This is a genomic window from Bifidobacterium vespertilionis, from assembly GCF_008698145.1.
GTDB lineage: Bacteria > Actinomycetota > Actinomycetes > Actinomycetales > Bifidobacteriaceae > Bifidobacterium > Bifidobacterium vespertilionis.
The window spans coordinates 80884-98334 of sequence record NZ_RZNZ01000014.1 but is presented as its reverse complement, the minus strand read 5'-3'; the positions used below and the strand labels follow the sequence as shown (position 1 = coordinate 98334).

Sequence of the window (17451 nt, the reverse complement as noted above, 5' to 3'; positions counted from 1 at the left end):
GCACATCTCGCCGCGCGTGGCGTATTCCACGTCCTCGAACACCCATCTGGCCGCGCTCTTCGTGTCCGTCTCCATCTGATCCTCCCGTCGGTCGGTCAGGTGTTGCAACGATCACTAGAGCCCGCCCACTCGTTCCCCTCCTCACCCCGAGCAAGCGCTCCATCCCCTCGTCATCCTGAGCGAGCGAAGCGAGTCGAAGGATCCTTAACCATGCGCATAGAAGTTAAGGATCCTTCACTACGTTCAGTATGACTGGAAGAACAGTCCGGAGGACAGGGAATACATCTTAGGATGACAAACAATCCCATCCGTCATCCTGAGCACTGAGCCGTTAAGCGGACAGTCCGGTGGGCTGTCCGTAGGCAGGCTGAGCCGTCAAGCAAACGCCAGTGGCGTTTGTAGGCGAAGGCGAACGACAGTGAGCAAATAATGCTGCGGCCGTAGGCCGTCCGCGATTGCGGTCGAGCCGCCGCCAAGGCGGCGAGGGTCCGGCATAGCCGGACACCGCAGGGCGAAGTCGAAGGATCCTTCGTCTCCACTCATCCAGTCCATTTGTGCGCAATGGCCAAGGATCCTTCGACTCGCTTCGCTCGCTCAGGATGACAGGTAATTACCCCGTCATCCTGAACAAAGCCCTCAGGGCGGAGAAACGTTCAGAATGACGGAAAAGCAAAACGCAATCGACGTTTCACGTGAAACAACGACGCGCACCACTAACAACGTCCGCCTAAAGCAACCCGAGCCGGCGCATAACCGGAGCAACCTGATCATACGATCCAACGGCTGCGATGCGACCATGATCCATGACGATGATGGCGTCCATGGCACGCAGCATAGGTTCATCCAAATGATGGCTGATGAGCACAAAACCATGGAACATGCTGAGCATGGTCTGCTCAACCAGCGATGCGGTGTGGCCATCCAACCCGGTGGACAGCTCGTCAAGCATGCAGAATCCGCATTGACGAACCAGAAGACGCGCCAACAAAATACGCTGTTTCTCACCGCCGGAAAGCTGCTGCAGATCGTCGTCGATGATGGTGTCCAGTCCACGATCGCGAACCCAATCACCAATGTGCGCACGATCGCATGCACTCATAATCTCCTCGTCGGACACGCGCTCGTCGAACAGTCGGACATTGTCCCGGATCGATGCGCGAAACAGGTGGCTCGATTGGGCAAGGTAGCCGATGTCTGCCGACCGCATCCGGACCATGTCATGCGATGTGTATTGTTGCCCATTGATGACGATTGCGCCGGACCAGTCATCATCCAAGCCCGCAATCGGACGCACTAACGAGGACTTGCCCGAACCTGAACGGCCAACGATCATATACCGCTTGTCGCAATCGAAGACGAACGAAATGCCATCGGCTTCGCGCTCCCCCGCATGCGGATGGAAATTATTCAATTCAATCATGCGATGATCATGAACGCGCTTTAGTGGAACGACAGCTTCGGCATTAACATCATTGGATTGCGGGATCAGCTGTTCAATAGAGGCGAGCGTCTCACGCCCCGCATGCCACTGGGAGATCAAACCTGACGCATAGAACAGCGGCACGGAAATGTTGCCGGTCAGCGAGGTGAAGGCGATGATCTGTGCCACCGTCATACCTCCGCGCATGATGATGAAACCGCCCGCGATCCACACGCCGAACACCAGAACATGTGAAAGGGTATCGCTCAGCGTATCGACACCCTTTTGCACGCTCGCATCCTTGTTGGCCGCCCGCCGCCAATCATCGGATCGACCACCGAACAGGGCCATGATCTCACGCGACCGACCAGCCAGTCGCCAATCGGCCATGCCACGAAGCAAATCACCGGTGGTCTGGTTCATTTCATCGGTGGCGTCGACAAGCCGATGCCGGGCGCGCTCAACCGGGCGCTTCATCAGGATGGGAACCAACGCGGGAGGAATGCAAAGCACGAGTGCGCACAGCCCCAGAACCGGGTTGATGGCGAGGATGGTGATCACGGCGAATATCAGCTGGCACACCAGATAGCCGCCCCAGATGGCAACGTCGATGAGGTTTGCTTTGACGCCGTCCAACTGCACGGTCAGATTAGACAGATATTTGTCCGAACCCGTGCGCGTATATTGCGCCATGGGGATACGACCGACTCGATGGAACATGTCCGATCGCATATCATTGAGTAGAAGATAGGCAACATGTTCCGCGTACGATTGACGCCAGAAATAGAAACCCGCCTGCACGGGAATATAAGCAAGAATCACGACCGACATGATGGCGAATCGAGTCCAATCGGAGGCCTCGACGCTGGCGATCAGCTCCTGAAGCAACAGGGCATCGCCCGTCATAAAGGCCGCAAGCACAATGGTTAAGATGGCCAACTTGACACATTCGAAGCGGCGCCGATGAATGGCAGACATGCATTTCCCCCTAAAAAATGAGCTCTATTCTCAATAATGAGATTAGCTGAGGGGGGATGTCCGCGAGTCATTGCCTCCCCGCCATCCTGAACAAAGCCCGCAGGGCGAAGCGGAAAGGATCCTTAATCATACGAATTGAAGTCAAGTATCCTTCGCTACGCTCAGGACGACAGGAAAAAATGACGATTCACCGGCTACCAGATATACTGAACGACATACAGCGCATCACAGGGCAACCATCCAGTACATCAGGGCGGCGATCACGATCATCAAAATGAGCACAAGAGCACCAAGCCATGCAGTACGGCGGCCGTAGCCATCGGGTTGAGGAATGGGCGGGAAAACCAGACGGCATCCAAGCCAGATCAGCAGAATAATGGCCACCACGCTCAGCACGAGCATGCCAATGAACACCGTTATGAGAGTCATGTGCCGTCACCCCTTTCCAAGGATATTGTAGGCGAGGGTGTGACGAGGGGAAGTTAAGGATCCTTCGACTACGCTACGCTTCGCTCAGGATGACAGAGGTAGATTCTGTCATCCTGAGCGAAGCCCGATAGGGCGTAGTCGAAGGATCCTAAACTTCCCCGCACTATGACCCGATATGAATGACAAAGGATCCTTCGCTTCGCTCAGGATGACAAGAAAAAAACTCAGGATGACAGGGGGCGACTCATGACGAAACCACCTCCGGTCATCCTGAGCGGAGCCCGATAGGGCGGAGTCGAAGGATCCTTTGACTTTGTGCGGATAGTTAAGGATCCTTCGCTGCGCTCAGGATGACAGTGGGAGGCTCAGGACGACTGAGAGAAGGCTCAGAATGACGGGAAGGGGCTCAGAATGACCGGGCGAGCAGGCCGTCAGACCCAGCCGTCGGAGGAGGGGGCTTCGGGGTTGAGCAGGGCCATGATGCGTTCCATGTCCTCCGGGGAGGAGAAGGTGATCTCGATGCGGCCGTGCTTCCGGGTGCCCTTGATGGCCACCTTAGTCTCGAAGCGATTCTCCAGACTTTGCTGGATGGGCGAGCCGGTCCACACATTCGCGCGACGCGGCGCCTTGGGCTTATCCTCCTGATCGGCGGCGGCCTTGGTCATCATGGCGACGATCTCCTCGGTGGATCGCACCGAGAGGCCCTCCCCCACAATGCGCACGGCCAGCTTGTCCATCTCCTCAGCGGAATCAAGACCCAGCAACGCACGGGCATGACCGGCGGACAGCACACCGGACGCGACCTTCTTCTGTACGGCCGGCGGCAGCTGCAGCAGACGCAGCATATTGGCGATCTGCGGGCGGGACTTGGAGACGGACTTGGCCAGCTGCTCCTGCGTGAGACCGAACTCCTTGATCATCTGCTGATAGGCAGCCGCCTCTTCGAGCGGGTTGAGGGCGACGCGATGCAGGTTCTCCAGCAGGGCGTCGCGCAGCATGTCATCGTCGGAGGTGGTCTTGACAATCGCCGGGATCGTCTTCAGGCCAGCCAGCTGGGAGGCACGCCAACGACGCTCACCCATGATGATCTCGTACGGGCTATCCATGCGATCGGCGAAGATGCCACCCTTCGACGTTTCACGTGAAACATCGGAATCGGGCGCATTGGCCGCGGCGGCCTTCGCTGCCTGCGCGGCGGCGATCTGCGCCTTGGGGCGACGACGGACCACGATCGGCTGGAGCACACCGACTTCCTTGATGGAATCGGACAGCTCCAGCAAATCATCTTCATCGAAGATCGTGCGCGGCTGATGATCATTGGGGCCGATGTCGGCGAGCTTGAGTTCAGCCAGATAGCCGCCTGAAACCGGCTTGAGCGGGTCGGAGGGCTGGTCATTCTGATCACCCTGCGTCTTGCCGGAGGCTCCAGCAGACGAAGAGGCGGACGATGCCGCAGACGCAATCGACCCCGAGGTTTCACGTGAAACATCGGCAGAAGCAGCCTTCCTGGCAGCTTCGACATCAGCCTGACCGGGCGCGGCTGCAATCTTGCGCTGATCAACGGTATTAAGCAGCTGCGAAGCGAAGGAATCGGCGGACGAGGCTGCAGAGGCGCCACTCGCCGCACCGGACTGCGGACCGAAGAAGAAATCACTCGGATGGGTCAGATCACCCAACGCTGGCACGCTGGCACGCTTGGAATGCTTCGTGGCATGCGGAGACTTGGCCGTGGATTCCTTCTTGGCGTGAGTCTCCTTCTTGGAAGAAGCAGGCGTCTGGGTAGGCACCTCCAAATCATCCGGAACAGGCGCCTCGACCTTCATCTCCTCCTCGTTGGGCAGCGCGGGGAACAGCGCGCCAAGACCTTTACCTAAACGCGAACGCGCCATGATCAACCTTCATTCTTTCTCGTGTCGTCAATAAGCTGCAAAGCCTGCTCGGAATGCTGGGCGATCTCCAGCGCAGCCTCGCGATACGCCACGGCACCGGCACCGTGCGGATCGTATGCGATGACCGTCTGGCCGAAGCTCGGCGCCTCGGAGATGCGCACGGATCGGGGAATCGTCGTCTCCAGCACGATAGACGGATAATGCTCATGCACTTCGTCGTACACTTCCTTGCTCAGCAAAGTACGACGATCGTACATGGTCACCAGAATCGTGGAGATGACCAGATGACGGTTCAGCGTGGACTGGGCAAGACCGATCGTGTGGATGAGCTGACCCAAACCCTCGAGCGCGTAGTACTCGGCCTGAATGGGGATCAGCACCTCACGCGCGGCACACAGCGCGTTCAGCACCAGCAGGCCAAGGCTGGGTGCGCAATCGAAGAATACATAGTCGTAGTGCAGGTCCGATTCCGTCAGGAACGCATGAAGCGCTGATCTCAGCAGATAATTGCGATTGGGCAGATCGGCCAACTCCAGCTCGGCACCGGACAGGTCGATGGAGGACGGCACGACTTCAAGAGTCTCGAAATCGGGGCAGGGCAGCTTGATTTCGGCAATGCCCTTGCGGCCCTCGATCACGTCGTATACGGACGGCTGACCGGAACCATGAGGCACGCCCAATGCTGTGGACGCATTGCCCTGGGGATCCATATCGATGACAAGCACTCGGGAGCCGGCCTTGGCCAAAGCAGCGGCAATGTTCACCGTGGACGTGGTCTTGCCCACTCCCCCCTTCTGGTTGGCAACGGCGATGAAACGAGTTCGCGACGGTTGCGGAAAAACAGTCTCGTCCAAAACCCTGGTTCGCTCGCTGGACGACGCCATCTGGAGTCCCACCGAGGACGTTCCATCCGCGAAAATACGCTTGATCACATCATCCGCGGATTCGAATTCATCAGACATCGCCGATGATGATGCATCATTGTTCGCGTTCGTCACTGATCCTCCTTACACACATTACCGCTCCAGTTTTGTGGATTCTATGGACAAGTGCATGGGTTGCGTCAGTGCCCACAAGTTGTGCACAGCAAGGTGAATAACTGTGGATAAGTGTGGATATCATAGCGACAAGGTGAAGAGATTGTATGAAAAAAGCGAGCGATAAACGTTGATTTTAAGCGGTTTTCGAAAAATAGCAGGCAGCGACCGAAAAGGGTGTGGATAAGTGGAGAAGAGGTCCACAATTGTGGATAACTTCTTTTTCACCTGTCATCCTGAGCGAGCGTAGCGAGTCGAAGGATCCTTAACGTTGCGCATTGCTGAGATCGATGAATCGTGCAGAAGATTAAGGATCCTTCGACTCCGCTACGCTTCGCTCAGGATGACAGGAGGGAGAACCCATGCAACACTTCTCATGATGACAGGAGGGGGAATCAGGCAATACCGCTCAGAATGACAACGCCCTGTTTCACGTGAAACGGGACAATAATGCCGCCCCGCCACAGGCCCCTACCGCTTGGTGATGAGGACCACGTGGGTGGGCTCAAGGCCGGGAGCAACGGGAGCTTCCACAACTTGGGGATCCAGACCATGGGCCTTGGAGATCTCCTTGGCGGCCTTGTCCAGCTCGGCCTGGGCGCTGCGGCCCTTGAGGGCCACGAGCTTGCCACCGGGGGCCAGCAGAGGCAGGGTCCAGCCGGCGAGCTTGGTCATGGGGGCCACGGCCCGGCAGGTCACCACAGCAAATCGCTCGGGACCAGCGGCGCCCTTCCGAGAATCATTCTCATTTACAGGCATGCCGGAAGCAGAAGAGACCACAGCATTCGCATCGGCCGCGGACACCGCCTCACGCGCACGCCCACGCGGTCGTCCCACTCCCCTATCGCCACGGCGACGCCGGGAACCGTTACCGGAACCGCCATTGCGAGAACCATGCTTCGAGCCAACCGGCCCGATCAGCTCCTCGGCACGGGCACGACGGATCGTCACATTCGTCAGGCCCATCAATTCCACGCACTCGGCGAGCCATTCCACGCGGCGCTCCATCGGCTCGACCAGCGTCACGCTGAAATCGGGCAAGCAGGCGGCCACGATCAGACCAGGGAAGCCACCGCCGGAACCGATGTCGGCGATCGTCTTGTGGCTGAAGCCCGCGGCGGCCTCGCGCACGAACGGCACGATCGCAGCGGAGTTGAGAATGTGCCGCTCCCATACGATCGGCACATCACGCGGGCCGATCAGTCCACGGGGCTCGCCTTCGGCCATGAGCTTGCCATGGAACAGGGCGAGCGGCTCATAGGCATCGCCCAGCACCTCGCGCACGATGGGCGAACCGTCGAGCTGATCGGTCACCGGGCCCTCGGGAATACCAGCGGTAACACCCACGGTAACACCCGAGGGAGCGTCAGCGGCCACCAGCTCATCGGCCAGCTCGCCAGCCAAACCGCCAGCCGGATTCACATCACTCATCGGCGGGCGCAGCGTCGTCAGCCGCATCGTCGACGTCATCGGCATCGTCAGCGGCGGAGGACTTGAGGTAGATGGTCACGTAGCGGTGCGGCTCCTCGCCGTGCGAGCGGGACTTGAAGCCCTCCTCGCGGACCACGTCGTGCACAATCTTGCGCTCGAAGGAGTTCATGGGCTTGAGGTCCACCGGCTCGCCGATCTCGCGGACCTCATCGATGGCATCCAGAGCCACGTCGCGCAGATGCTGGCGCTTGTGCTTGAGGAAACCGTCCACGTCCACGATCAGGTGGGAACGCTCGCCGGTCTTCTGCTGCACGGCCAGGCGGGTGAGCTGCTGAAGGGCGTCCACTACCTCGCCGTTGCGGCCGATCAGGTGCTTGATGTCCGTGTCGTCATCCGCCACGATCTGAACCATCGGGCGGCCATTGCGCACGCCCATCTCGATGTCGCCATCGTAGTCGGCGATGTCGAGCAGACCTTCGAGATAGTCGGCGGCGATGTCGGCTTCCTCATTGAGCTGATCGATCGTCTTCGCATCATCCTGTGCCATAGTGTCTCCTTACCCAAGCTGGTAACAGTATTCCAGTCCACGCCGACCGCGGCAACGTAGTCGGCGTGGCGAAGCAAAGCGGGGAAGGGCCTTAAAAAAGGGCCTACTTCCTCTTCTTCCTGCGGGAGGGCTGCTGGCGCTGGAAGCCGCTTTCGGCCCTCTGCGCAGCCTCCTCCTTGGCCTTTTCAAGCGCCTCCTCCTCAAGGGAGGGCTCGCCGGCCTTGGCGCGGCGGGCGTTCTCGCGCTTGTGGTCGCGGATCTCTTTCTCCTCGGCGGCCGGGGAGCCCGGCGTGGGGATGGCGTACATCTGATACTGCGAGCGGATCAGGTTGCACACGTTGTTGGTGATCCAGTACACCAGCACGGCGAACGGGAACAGGACGCCGGAGAAGATGTACATGACCGGGAAGCCGAACGCCATGGCCTTCTGCATGGTGTACATGGAACCCTGCATGGAGGCCTTGGGCAGGTTCTTGCGCATGTTGTTGAACTGCAGGAAGAACAGGGACAGGCACATGAGGGCGATGAAGATGCCCATGACGATCTTGCCGTTCAAGTCCGATTCGGCGAAGCGCTGGGAGAGCGTGACGCCAAAGGCCATGGAGTTGGCGAAGTCCTCGGCCACCTCCTTGGTGAACGCGCCGAGCGGCTCGCGCACGCCGGAGGCGATGTACGACACGGCGGACAGCGTGTACCACACGGACATGAAGGCTGGGCCCTGGACGATGGCGATGCCGCACGATCCCATGGGGTTGGCGCCGTTGTCCTGATAGAGCTTCATGGTTTCGCGGCTCATGGCCTCGCGGCTGGCCGGATCGTTCTTGCCCTTGTACTTGCGCTGAATCTTCATGAGCTCGGGCTGGATGGCCTGCGTCTTGCGCATGGACTTCATCGAATGCCACCACACGGGCAGGATGATGGCGTGCACCACGAGCACCAGGAACACGATCGAAAGCACCCATGCGATGCCGGGGCCGTCCTGGAAGCCGATGAGCACCAGAAGATCGTGGAACAGCTTCATGATCCAGGTCTGCAGCCATTCGACCGGTCGCAGGATGGTGTAGATGAAGCCGAAGAAACCGCTGTCAAGCGTGAAATGTTGTGAATCGTACATGATTGTGTGGGTCCTACTCCTTGGATTCCCAAGCCAATGGCGTCACGCGCGGCTCCTCATGGGCTTTGGACCACGAGAACCGATAGAACGGCGAGAACCGCTGCGGCACGTCGTCGATGCCCCCGGCATTCCACGGCATGCAGCGAAGGATGCGCATGACGGCGAGCAGGCCGCCCCTGAACGCACCGAAACGTTGGATGGCTGTCAGCGCATAGGCCGAACAGCTCGGATAATAGCGGCACCGCGGAGGCGAGAGCGGAGAGATCCATTTCTGATACCAGCGGATCGCGGACCCCATGGCCCCGGCGATCACCGAACCCGCCATGCTAGGCGTCCCTGGTGGCCGAGGTTCTGGCGCTGATCCTGCGGAACATGCCGCCGATCTGCTCCTCCAATTGGGCGTATTCTGCATGCGACGCGGAGGGCTTGGCCCTCAGGACGACGTCGCACGATTCCGGCAGCTGGTCCTCGTATCGGGCGGCCAACTGTCGGAACCTGCGCTTCACCCCGTTGCGGGTGACCGCTTTGCCCACCGCCTTGGAAACCGCCAGTCCCAAACGACGCCGCGGCTCGCCATCGGCATTGGACGACGAGGGGACGCGGTAGTGCGCCACAATGTCCCTCGAGCCCACCTTCGTGCGGGTCTTGAGGACCGCGACGAATTCCTGATGGCTTTTGAGCCGTTCCACGTTCAGGCCAGCGGTTCCGTTGAGAATCAGGCGGAGAGGGTCTTGCGGCCCTTGTTGCGACGGGCGTTGATCACAGCGCGGCCGGAACGGGTGCGCATGCGAACGCGGAAGCCGTGCTTCATGTGACGGCGACGGTTGTTGGGCTGGAATGTCCTCTTCATAGTTTGTACTCCCGGGTCTGTTTTGAGCCATGCGTGCGCATGGCTTCTCTTGAAGTCAAGCTATACCAAATTACACACCTGCCGGGACGGAGTCAAACGGAGGTTTCGGAAACCGAGTTATCCACCGTTCCTTGCACATATGTGGATAACGGCTGATCCACAGACTTCCCGAGGCCGGCGGGCGCACGAGGGGTGGTTATCCACAGATTCCACACACGTTATTCACAGCTTTTGTGCGCGCAACACGCGAACGCTGTGGATAACTTCGACAAAGCGGTGTAAACATGGTCTACTGTCTATTTGTCACAACTGTCGCATGTTTCGCCGCGCGCACGAGGAGAAGAGAGGTGAACCCCATGGCACAGACCACGCCCGAGGCCGATACCCGGCGCATTTGGGGCACCGTACTGCAGCTGCTGCAGCACAACGACTCCCTGACCGCACGGGACAAGGGATGGCTCGGGGACATCGAACCGGAGGCCATGTTCGGCACGACGATCGTGCTGCGCGTCTCCAGCAAGGCCACCCAGCAGGCGATCATGGACGTGCTCAACGCCCCGCTGCTCGAAGCGCTCAACATGGTGACGGGCAAGGACATGTTCCCGGCCGTCAAGGTGGTGCCCAAGAGCCGCCAATCGGCCCCCAAGGAGGATCCGGCGACCCGCGATTCGTGGAGCGAGCCGGCCCCCACCCCCGCGTCCCTGTTCGGCGACCGGTCCCACCGCAGGACCCCGGAGCCGCAGCGCCGCGCCCCCGAACCCGAGCCGCAGCGCGTGCCGGAACAGCCGAGCATCGCCGATCTGGCCGATTCGTACGCCAGCCAGGCCATGGTCCAGCCCACGTTCGACACGCCGAACTACCCGGCGGACGGCCGGCGCATCGAGCGCGACCCAGGCACGCACCTGAACAAGAACGCCACGTTCGACACGTTCGTGCCGGGCGACTCGAACCGGTTCGCTCGCACGGTGGCGCTGGCCGTGGCGGAGGGATCCGGCCGCGACTTCAACCCCCTGTGCATCTACGGCGGGTCGGGCCTGGGCAAGACCCACCTGCTCAACGCGATCGGCAACTACGCGCTGGTCAAGGACCCCACGCTGAAGGTCCTGTACGTCACCAGCGAGGAGTTCACCAACGAGTTCATCTCCGCGCTGCAGAACTCCGCGCGCTCGCAGGGGCAGATCGCCGAATTCAACCGCCGCTACCGCGAGGTGGACGTGCTGCTGATCGACGACATCCAGTTCCTGAGCGGCAAGACCGAGACGATGGAGCAGTTCTTCCATACGTTCAACGCGCTCTACCAAGCCAACAAGCGCATCGTGATCGCCTCCGATGTGGCGCCCAAGAACCTCAAGGGCTTCGAGGCACGACTCATCTCCCGCTTCGATTCGGGCCTGACCGTGGACGTCAAGCCGCCGGATCTGGAGACCCGCATCGCGATCCTGCGCATGATCGCCTCACGCAACAACGTGGCCGTCCCCAACGACGTGCTGGATCTGATCGCCGAGCGCTTCACGGAGAACATCCGTGAGCTGGAGGGCGCCCTGACCCGCGTCACCGCGGTCGCGAGCCTCAACAACCAGCCCGTGACGCGCGCGCTGGCCGAGCAGACCCTGCAGGACTTCTTCGCCACGGACGTGGAAATCAAGCCCACGGACATCATCACGCAGGTGGCCAAGTACTTCCGCCTGACGTTCGACGATCTGGTGGGCCGCTCGCGCACCAAGAACATCGCCAACGCCCGTCAGATCGCCATGTACCTGGCCCGCGAGATGACCAGCATGTCCCTGTTCGACATCGGCCAGGTGTTCGGCGGGCGCGACCACACCACCGTCCTGCACGCCTACCAGCGCATCAGCGACGAAATGCAGGAGAAGCGCGAGACCTACAACTACGTGATGGAACTGACCGTCCGCCTCAAGCAGCATCCGAACAACTGACTTCGTCCGCGGGCACGAAGGCCCACCCCGTCATCCTGAGCACTGAGCCGTTAAGCGGACAGCCCGGTGGGCTGTCCGTAGGCAGGCTGAGCCGTTAAGCAAACGCCGGTGGCGTTTGTAGGCGAAGGCGAACGACAGTGAGCGAATAATGCTGCGGCCGCAGGCCGTCCGCGATTGCGGTCGAGCCGCCGCCAAGGCGGCGACGGTCCGGCGCAGCCGGACACCGTAGCGTAGTCGAAGGATCCTTAATTCCCCCCGCGCTGCCCGGGCCTACGACTTATGCATGAGGTCAAGGATCCTTCGACTCGCTCCGCTCGCTCAGGATGACGTAGGGGAAACCGCGCGGTGCTCAGTATGACAGGGTTGTGCACAAGTCGCAGCCAAGCCGGCGCCCACATATCCCAAAAGTTATCCACAGGGTTGTGCACGAATGTGGGTAACCGCGGGGTATAATCGGTTGAAAACGCCGAAATCGGCCGTGAATAACATGTGTATCCATCCACCGATTTTGTGGACAACCCAAAGCAGCCTCGACAACGGTGGATAACCGGCCTACTTGTCCACAATCGCATTCGCATGTTATCCCCTGTGCACAACGCCGTGCACAACCGTCGTTTCGCGGAAAATCGGAGTTATCCACACTATCCACCGCCCTTATTATGACGATGATTGATACTTAAACCCCCATAGCCGCCATCATCACCGCGATCGCCGGGTCGCCGTTCGGCCGGCCGCGGGCCGGCTAGAATGAAACCCAGCAACGAGTTACGAAGCCGAACCCAAGGGGCACCATGAAAGTCGAAATCAATTCCGCAGCTCTGGCCGACGCCGTCGCCTGGACCACCCGAGTCATTCCCGCACGTCCCGCCACGCCGATCCTCGCCGGCATCCGCCTTGAGGCGATTGACGGCACGCTGCAGCTAAGCGCGTTCGATTACGAAGTTTCCGCGCGCCATCACATCGAGGCGGGCGTCGATGAGGCCGGGTCGGTCCTCGTGCAGGGCAAGCTCCTCGCGGACATCACAAAGAGCCTGCCGGCCGAGAAGGCCTACCTCGCCACGGACGACTCGAAGATGACCATCACCTCCGGCAAGTCCACGTTCACCCTGCAGCTCATGCCGGACGCCGAGTACCCGGATCTGCCGGTCGTCCCGGCCAAGCTCGGTCAGGTTGATGGACCCACCTTCGCGCAGGCCGTCTCCCAGGCCTCCGTCGCCGTCTCCCGAGAGGAGAACCGCCCGGTGCTCACCGGCGTGAAGATCAGCTTCGAGGGCGACAAGGTGGTCATGACGGCCACGGATCGTTTCCGTCTGTCCCGCGCCAGCTTCACCTGGAGCCCGGCGAACCCGGACGTCAGCACGATCACCCTGGTTCGCGGCAGTCTGCTCAAGGACATCGCCCGCTCGCTGGACACCGCGCAGAACGTGGTCATCGACTTCGACGAGGACAACGGCTCGCTGCTCGGCTTCGAGAACGCCGGCCGCGTGTCCACCTCCCAGCTCATCGACGGCGAGTTCCCGGCCGTGGACCGCCTGTTCGCCAGCGACTACCCGATCCAGGCCGTCATCAACCGCCAGCTGCTCATCGACGCGATCAAGCGCGTCTCGCTGGTGGCCGAGCGCAACGCCCCGATCCGCATGGCCTTCGCCGGCCAGGAGCTCACCCTGTCCGCCGGCGCGGTCGACGAGGCCCAGGCGCTGGAGACCCTGGACGTGGACATGGACGGCGACGACATCACCGTGGCCTTCAACCCGTCCTACCTTGTGGAGGGTCTGAGCGCGATCACCGAACCGTTCGTGCGCATGAAGATGACCACCGCCGTCAAGGCCGTGGAGTTCAACGGCCAGCAGGAGGCCGATTCGGACGAGTCCATGGACTACCGCTACCTGCTCGTGCCGATGCGGTTCAACTCCTGATGCACATCTCCCGCCTGGCGCTGGACCACTACCGCTCGTGGACCTCGTGCGTGGTGGACCTCTCCCCCGGCGTCAACATCCTTCAGGGCCGCAACGGTCTGGGCAAGACCAACCTCGTGGAGGCCATCGAGGTGCTGGCCACCGGCTCGAGCCATCGCACGTCGTCCTCGCTGCCGCTGGTGCAGCGCGGCGAGCGGACCGCCACGATCCGCGCGAACGTCGACGACTCCGGCCGGTCCACCACCTACGAGCTCACCGTGCCGGCCCGCGGCGCCAACCGCGCGCGGATCAACGGCGGCCCGTCGCTCTACATGCGCGACATCCTGGGCCGCATCCCGTGCGTCACCTTCGCGCCGGAGGACCAGCGGCTCGTGTCCGGGGACCCGGCCGGCCGCCGCGGATTCCTCAACCAGGCGGGCTCGCTGCTGGATCCGGGCTACTGGGATCTGGCGCAGCGGTTCGTGCGCATCGCCAAGCAGCGCGCGGCCCTGCTCAAGCAGCTGGCCAATGGCGTCGACGCCTCCATGAGCGGCCTGGAGATCTGGACCGGCCAGTTCATCGAGGCGGGCGTGGCCCTGACCCGGCTGCGTGCGCGGCTGGTGGAGCGGCTGGACGGCCCGTTCTCGCGCATCTACGCGCGGCTGGCCGGGGATTCGGGCGCCAGCGAGGCGCGGCTGGTGTATGAGCCGAGCTTCGACGAGGTGCTGGCGTTCGACGAGCCCGAACCTCATATCAGTGAGCATTTCCGCCGCATCTACCCCGGTGAGGCGTCCCGCGGCGTGAACCTGCTGGGCCCGCAGCGCGACGATGTGTCGATCGAGCTCATGGGCGTGCCCGCGCGCGAATACGCCTCCAACGGCGAGATGTGGACCATGGCCCTGGCGCTCAGAATGGCGCTGTTCGAGGTGATCGGCGAGACCGGCGCCAATCCGATCGTGATCTTGGACGATGTGTTCGCGCAGCTGGACGAGTCGCGCCGCGGGCAGATCCTCGACTTCGCCGCCGGGCGGGAGCAGGTGCTCATCACCGTGGCCGCGCACGGGGACATCCCCCATCTGGATGGCCTGGGGACGCGGCCGCAGGTGATCGACGTGGCCGCGGTCAGGGCGGCCGAATCGTCAGAGGCACCCGATGATGTGAAGGCGACCCTATGACCCCGCCGATCGCCGAAACCCTGAAGCTGGACGCGCGCAAGCTGCCGGCGCAGGTGTTCGAACGCTTCACCCGCCGCCAGTTCTCCCGCAAGGCGCGCGAGGAACGGGCCGAGCGGGCGTGGGAGAGCTTCGGCAAGCCAGGACGGGACCCCGCGCGTCTGGGATCCGTGGCCGATGTGCTGGCCATCCGGGGCAACTGGGGGCCGCATCTGCGGCTCGCGCAACTGGAGAACCACTGGGACGAGGTGGTGGGCCCGCAGATCGCCCTGCACTCGCGTCCCGGCGGATACGATCATGGCGTGCTCACCATACGCACCGAGTCCGGGGTGTGGGCCACCCAGCTGACCTATCTGATCCCGCAGCTCAAGGCGAAAATCGCCGAGCGGCTGGCAGGTTTGCCCATCGAACAAATCGTGGTCACAGGCCCGCGCGCGTCCTCCTTCGCACGCGGCCGATTCGGTCGTACAGGGCGTTGACGTCCGAATCTGCTAGTACCCTATCTAAGGATATGTTCACGCCCAGAAACGCCCTTTATTCGCGTTTTGGGACGGTTATGGAAGCGACGCGGCCCTCACCATGGAGGGAACGGCGCATGAAAGGAACTCTTCAGTGGCAGAACTCAATACTGGGGACACACCGGATATCGAATCCGACGAACTGCAGGATTCGCAGCTGGACGATTCACTGGCACCCGAGCACTATGACGCCTCGGATCTGAAGGTGCTCGAAGGTCTGGAGGCCGTGCGCATCCGCCCGGGCATGTACATCGGTTCCACCGGCCCCCGAGGCCTGCACCATCTGGTCTACGAGATCGTCGACAACTCCGTCGACGAGGCGCTCGCGGGCTATGCCACCCATATTGAGGTGACCATCCTTCCCGGCAACGGCATCCGCGTCGTGGACGACGGCCGAGGCATCCCCGTGGACGAGGTGCCCGGCGAGGGCGTCTCCGGCGTCGAGACCGTCATGACCAAGCTGCACGCCGGCGGCAAGTTCGGCGGCGGTGGCTACGCGGTCTCCGGCGGCTTGCACGGCGTGGGCATCTCCGTGGTCAACGCCCTGTCCACCCGCGTGGACATCGAGGTGCGCCGCCAGGGATTCCACTGGACCCAGACCTACATCGACCAGAAGCCCACCGCGCATCTGGCCAAGGGCCGTCCCATGGACGAGGGCGAGTCCACCGGCACTGCCGTGACCTTCTGGGCCGATCCGGCGATCTTCGAGACCACCGTCTACGACTTCGAGACCCTGCGCAGCCGCTTCCAGCAGATGGCGTTCCTCAACAAGGGCCTCAGGATCACCCTCACCGACGAGCGCCAGCTCGACGAGGCGGGCGACGAGGTGGCCGGCGACGGCGACAACGTGGCCGAGGAGCTGCACCAGACCGTCACCTACCAGTACGCCAACGGCATCAAGGACTACGTTGCCTACCTGGTCAAGACCCGCAAGGCCACGCCGGTCGAGGAGGACGTGATCGACTTCGAGGCCGAGGACCTGAAGCTCGGCATCTCCGCGGAGATCGCCATGCAGTGGACCACCGCCTACTCCGAGGCCGTGCACACCTTCGCCAACACCATCTCCACCACCGAGGGCGGCACCCACGAGGAGGGCTTCCGCGCGGCGCTCACCGGCATGATCAACCGCTACGCCAGGGACAAGAACATCCTCAAGGACAAGGACGAGAACCTCTCCGGCGACGACGTGCGCGAGGGACTGACGGCCGTGGTGTCCGTCAAGCTCACCACCCCGCAGTTCGAGGGCCAGACCAAGACCAAGCTGGGCAACTCCGAGGCCAAGGCCTTCGTGCAGCGCGTCATGACCGAGAAGCTGGGCGACTGGTTCGACGCCCACCCCTCCGAGGCCAAGATGATCATCCAGAAGGCCATGGAGGCCTCCCGCGCCCGCATCGCCGCCAAGAAGGCCCGCGAGAACACGCGCCGCAAGTCCATCTTCGAGTCGGCCGGCATGCCGGACAAGCTCAAGGACTGCCAGTCGAACAACCCGGCCGAGTGCGAGCTGTTCATCGTGGAGGGCGATTCCGCAGGCGGCTCCGCCATCCAGGGACGCAACCCGATCACGCAGGCAATCCTGCCGCTTCGAGGCAAGATCCTCAACACCGAGCGCGCCAGCCTGGATCGCATGATGAAGTCGGACACCATCGAGTCGCTGATCACCGCGATCGGCGGCGGCTACGGCGAGGAGTTCGACCTGAGCAAGGTGCGCTACCACAAGGTCATCATCATGGCCGATGCCGATGTGGATGGAGCGCACATCGCCACGCTGAACCTGACGCTGTTCTTCCGCTACATGCGGCCCATGATCACCGCCGGCTACGTGTACGTGGCCATGCCGCCGCTGTACCGTCTCAAGTGGACCAAAGGCCCGCACGACTTCGTCTACACGGACACCGAGCGCGACCGCAAGCTCGCCGAGGGCAAGGCGGCCGGCCGCCAGCTGCCCAAGGGCGAGGGCATCCAGCGCTACAAGGGTCTGGGCGAGATGACGTATCAGGAGCTGTGGGAGACCACCATGGACCCCGACCACCGCATCCTGAAGCAGATCCACATCGAGGATGCGGCGCAGGCCGACGAGACGTTCTCCATGCTCATGGGCGACGAGGTGGAGCCGCGCCGCCTGTTCATCCAGCGCAACGCGAAGGATGTGCGCTTCATCGACGCCTAGGCGGCGATGAACCATAGGCAGAGCATCGACGTGTGATGCGGCGATGAATGGCAAGCAGAGTATCGAC

The 17451-nt window shown here is 62.0% G+C and carries 15 protein-coding genes; 5 read left to right on the top strand and 10 right to left on the bottom strand.

Annotated features, from left to right (window positions below; all coding sequences use genetic code 11):
- Positions 1-727 precede the first annotated feature (727 nt).
- The 10 genes from EMO90_RS09795 to rpmH form a co-directional block, all read right to left on the bottom strand.
- Positions 728-2398, bottom strand: coding sequence for an ATP-binding cassette domain-containing protein (locus EMO90_RS09795; protein ID WP_150354230.1), 1671 nt, complete (start codon positions 2396-2398; stop codon positions 728-730).
- 225 nt (positions 2399-2623) lie between these two features.
- Entirely contained in the window at positions 2624-2827 is a 204-nt protein-coding gene (locus EMO90_RS09790) for a hypothetical protein (protein ID WP_150354229.1), read from the bottom strand.
- A 431-nt stretch (positions 2828-3258) separates the two neighbouring features.
- Positions 3259-4716 (bottom strand): ParB/RepB/Spo0J family partition protein, encoded by a 1458-nt coding sequence (locus EMO90_RS09785; protein WP_395953218.1) that lies wholly within the window; start codon positions 4714-4716, stop codon positions 3259-3261.
- A gap of 2 nt (positions 4717-4718) precedes the next feature.
- On the bottom strand, positions 4719-5678 hold the full coding sequence (locus EMO90_RS09780; protein ID WP_150354239.1) for a ParA family protein: 960 nt from the start codon (positions 5676-5678) through the stop codon (positions 4719-4721).
- A gap of 546 nt (positions 5679-6224) precedes the next feature.
- Entirely contained in the window at positions 6225-7082 is an 858-nt protein-coding gene (locus EMO90_RS09775) for a 16S rRNA (guanine(527)-N(7))-methyltransferase RsmG (protein ID WP_449495025.1), read from the bottom strand.
- 94 nt (positions 7083-7176) lie between these two features.
- A complete protein-coding gene (locus EMO90_RS09770) occupies positions 7177-7731 on the bottom strand; it encodes a Jag family protein (protein ID WP_150354227.1) in 555 nt (184 codons plus the stop codon).
- Positions 7732-7834: 103 nt separating this feature from the next.
- Entirely contained in the window at positions 7835-8845 is a 1011-nt protein-coding gene (yidC, locus tag EMO90_RS09765; protein WP_150354226.1) for a membrane protein insertase YidC, read from the bottom strand.
- Positions 8846-8858: 13 nt separating this feature from the next.
- Entirely contained in the window at positions 8859-9170 is a 312-nt protein-coding gene (gene yidD, locus EMO90_RS09760) for a membrane protein insertion efficiency factor YidD (RefSeq protein ID WP_395953214.1), read from the bottom strand.
- A 1-nt stretch (position 9171) separates the two neighbouring features.
- Positions 9172-9534 carry a ribonuclease P protein component gene (gene rnpA / locus EMO90_RS09755; RefSeq protein WP_150354225.1) on the bottom strand — a complete coding sequence of 121 codons (363 nt, stop codon included), beginning with the start codon at positions 9532-9534 and terminating at the stop codon, positions 9172-9174.
- Positions 9535-9560: 26 nt separating this feature from the next.
- Complete coding sequence (gene rpmH, locus EMO90_RS09750) at positions 9561-9695, bottom strand: 50S ribosomal protein L34 (RefSeq protein WP_150354224.1); 135 nt, start codon at positions 9693-9695, stop codon at positions 9561-9563.
- 356 nt (positions 9696-10051) lie between these two features.
- Between rpmH and dnaA the strand changes: the two genes are divergently transcribed.
- The 5 genes from dnaA (at position 10052) to gyrB (ending at position 17384) form a co-directional block, all read left to right on the top strand.
- Entirely contained in the window at positions 10052-11632 is a 1581-nt protein-coding gene (dnaA, locus tag EMO90_RS09745; RefSeq protein ID WP_150354223.1) for a chromosomal replication initiator protein DnaA, read from the top strand.
- A 791-nt stretch (positions 11633-12423) separates the two neighbouring features.
- Positions 12424-13548 (top strand): DNA polymerase III subunit beta, encoded by a 1125-nt coding sequence (gene dnaN, locus EMO90_RS09740; protein ID WP_150354222.1) that lies wholly within the window; start codon positions 12424-12426, stop codon positions 13546-13548.
- A complete protein-coding gene (gene recF / locus EMO90_RS09735) occupies positions 13548-14702 on the top strand; it encodes a DNA replication/repair protein RecF (RefSeq protein WP_150354221.1) in 1155 nt (384 codons plus the stop codon). The genes dnaN and recF overlap by 1 nt, the downstream gene beginning before the upstream one ends.
- Complete coding sequence (locus EMO90_RS09730; protein WP_150354220.1) at positions 14699-15178, top strand: DUF721 domain-containing protein; 480 nt, start codon at positions 14699-14701, stop codon at positions 15176-15178. The genes recF and EMO90_RS09730 overlap by 4 nt, the downstream gene beginning before the upstream one ends.
- A gap of 133 nt (positions 15179-15311) precedes the next feature.
- Positions 15312-17384 (top strand): DNA topoisomerase (ATP-hydrolyzing) subunit B, encoded by a 2073-nt coding sequence (gene gyrB, locus EMO90_RS09725; protein WP_150354219.1) that lies wholly within the window; start codon positions 15312-15314, stop codon positions 17382-17384.
- Positions 17385-17451: the final 67 nt, after the last annotated feature.